General features: G+C 49.7%; 4 protein-coding genes. All 4 read right to left on the bottom strand.

Features of this window, described 5'->3' with window-relative positions:
• Nucleotides 1-127: 127 nt before the first annotated feature.
• Genes PROVALCAL_RS16305 through PROVALCAL_RS16290 form a run of 4 tightly spaced genes read right to left on the bottom strand, consistent with a single transcriptional unit; the run spans nt 128 to nt 2,296 of the window.
• Nucleotides 128-484: a head-tail joining protein gene (locus tag PROVALCAL_RS16305; protein WP_006660432.1), complete on the bottom strand. Its 357-nt coding sequence runs from the start codon at nt 482-484 to the stop codon at nt 128-130.
• Entirely contained in the window at nt 477-857 is a 381-nt protein-coding gene (gpFI, locus tag PROVALCAL_RS16300) for a DNA-packaging protein FI (protein ID WP_050788087.1), read from the bottom strand. Before gpFI ends, PROVALCAL_RS16305 begins: the two co-directional genes overlap by 8 nt.
• A 45-nt stretch (nt 858-902) precedes the next feature.
• Nucleotides 903-1,931 carry a major capsid protein gene (locus tag PROVALCAL_RS16295; protein ID WP_039862260.1) on the bottom strand — a complete coding sequence of 343 codons (1,029 nt, stop codon included), beginning with the start codon at nt 1,929-1,931 and terminating at the stop codon, nt 903-905.
• Nucleotides 1,932-1,957: 26 nt separating this feature from the next.
• Nucleotides 1,958-2,296: a head decoration protein gene (locus PROVALCAL_RS16290; RefSeq protein ID WP_039862262.1), complete on the bottom strand. Its 339-nt coding sequence runs from the start codon at nt 2,294-2,296 to the stop codon at nt 1,958-1,960.
• Nucleotides 2,297-2,316: the final 20 nt, after the last annotated feature.

The raw sequence follows: 2,316 nt of genomic DNA, 5'->3' as shown, positions 1-2,316 counted from the left end.
AAGCGGTTCGCTTTAACGCGCGCGAATACGCTAATCGGTATTGATGTTGTGTTGCCCCAACCTGCTCCACTATCTGACGCAAGGCATCCACATCAATATCAAACAATAAATGACGCGTTGTCATCACTTACCCCCATTCAGGCGTGACATACGCATGACCCGGTTTCCCTCTGGCTAACGTTAAATAACAATACCCATTATCATCCGGATCAAGGGTCACCACCCAATATGTCTGTCCCCCAATATCAACGCGAGCCTTGGGCGTCATACCGGCAATATCGGACGACTTCACAAATAAACGAGGCGCCACATCGTGGATCTGTCCCGCTTGACGTTTCAACTGCACATCGGCAACCGGCTCATCCAACACCCCGCGAAGGGAAATTTTTCGCCCGGCAATCTCAATCCAACATTGCCGTCCTAAGTGTTGTAAAATAGCGTTGTCGGCTTTTGCCATGGCGCGATCAAACGGATTGTCACGCATCGTCGTACTCACTCACCACAGCCAGCCCCGCATTCACCAATTCATTGACGCGATACGCCTCAATGAAAACACGTTGACCGGTTACCGTCAGTTGCGATTGAGGAAAGCCCGATCCATTGAGTGCCACGAGATGGCAAGACGCCAACATTCTGACCCACACCCCATCGCCCTTTGTCGGCACAGGCTCGTTTTTTTGTGATGTGACGCCCTTCAATTCGGAGGAGTTCGCCTCTGTAGACGGTAAAGATGCCGCTTCCTCTTCCCACTCCATCAATCGTTGCTCCAACTCCGCTTGCGTACCGGACGTATCCACATCACGCCCCAATATTTTCGCCAGCACTTTTAAGCGAGCGATCATTTGTGCTTTAGTCATGCGATATCCCCTTACATAAAAATCGGCGGGTTTCCCCGCCGTCATTTACTTAACCTGGACTACCACAAACACATCCGGATCCGGTAAAACCATCAACGGCGCGGATTGCGTCATGGTAAATTCACAGCTCGGATCCCCGGTGACTTCCCAGTGTTTTGGATAACGCACGGCGGATGTAATGCCTTCACTTAGCGCTTGGGAATCTTGGATAGCCCCGTAGCAGCGAATACCATTCGCTTCTGTATTGCCTAAAATCAATGTCCCTTCCGGCAGATAACGTTGAGTCTCGCCTTTTTCATCGACATAAGTCGTCTTGGCGACCATAATCGCTAAATCACCGTAATAACCTTTGAATGACACCACTGCCCCCAAATCCTTGGTCGCGGTTTCTAACTCAGATTTAGAGCCACGGCTCGTATCCAGCTTTTCACGGAACAATTTAAAACTGTTCAATAAACGCCACACCGAACCATCCATGATGGCAATATTGACCGTCCCCGAAGCCAAATCACAGTACGCATCTAAGTCATGGGTCGGATCAAAGGTCTCCGTGTTTTGTTGCGACCACTCTGCCCCGCCAGTTTGGGTGATAGTGTTTTTGGCTGAGCGACCAAAATCCACCTCCACCGTCTCAAACTGCTCCCCCGCCATCGTGTAACGCCCATTTAACACCGCCGACACCGCCTGCATCTCTTCCACTTGCACAATCGCGTGTTCTTCTTGTTTCAAGTTATCGGTCAAAATGCGTAAACGGCGATAAGCAGGGTCATTCAAACGCGCAGGATCTTCCCCCGGTAAACGCTCAACCGCCTGCTGGTAATCAAAACGATGCTTGGGCTTCACGTATCCCGGGCGCAGTACTCGTGTTTCGCCACCACGGTGACGAAGCACCTTACCTTCAATGATGGGAGAGACATACGCCGCAATCGGTGTTTTTCCGGTGATTTTGTCCAGCATCACCTCTGGGGTATCAAACGTAATTGTGCGCTTAAAAAACAGCTCTAAAAATAGCGCACGAAATTTCACTTTCTCTTCGGTATAAGTCAGTAATTGACGGGTTGAAAATAATCCCATGTCTCTTTTTTCCTTTAATCTCAACATTAACGATGGCTGATTGCACACCCAATGAACGCATTGGCTTTTTTGACGGCATCCACCGAGTCAGGCCAGTGCAATGCACCAGTCGCAAACGTCCCACTTTTGTAGTACGTCAAATGGGCTTCATTACCGGTTAATGCTAAGGCTAAAATGCCCACCGCTGTGCCGGATTTTTGTCCATCCCATACCACTAATTTGCCCGTAGCATCATCCAACATCAGTGGGGTTAATTCAGGAGTGGCAGTGGCAATGCCATTGACCCCCTGTGCCGTATGCGCAGTATCACTGCCGGCAAAAATGTGCACCTCGGCACGTTGTTCAACATGAGTTTGTTTTGTCATGTCCAGTCCTATCAATAATT

The sequence above is a fragment of the Providencia alcalifaciens DSM 30120 genome, from assembly GCF_000173415.1.
GTDB lineage: Bacteria > Pseudomonadota > Gammaproteobacteria > Enterobacterales > Enterobacteriaceae > Providencia > Providencia alcalifaciens.
Note: the sequence above shows the minus strand (reverse complement) of the source record. Positions and strands in the feature narration are given on the sequence as shown.

Excerpts from the sequence above, each read along its gene's own strand:
- PROVALCAL_RS16290 (WP_039862262.1), bottom strand. The coding sequence starts at position 2,296 with ATGACAAAACAAACTCATGTTGAACAACGTGCCGAGGTGCACATTTTT.
- PROVALCAL_RS16295 (WP_039862260.1), bottom strand. The coding sequence starts at position 1,931 with ATGGGATTATTTTCAACCCGTCAATTACTGACTTATACCGAAGAGAAA.
- PROVALCAL_RS16305 (WP_006660432.1), bottom strand. The coding sequence starts at position 484 with ATGCGTGACAATCCGTTTGATCGCGCCATGGCAAAAGCCGACAACGCT.
- gpFI (WP_050788087.1), bottom strand. The coding sequence starts at position 857 with ATGACTAAAGCACAAATGATCGCTCGCTTAAAAGTGCTGGCGAAAATA.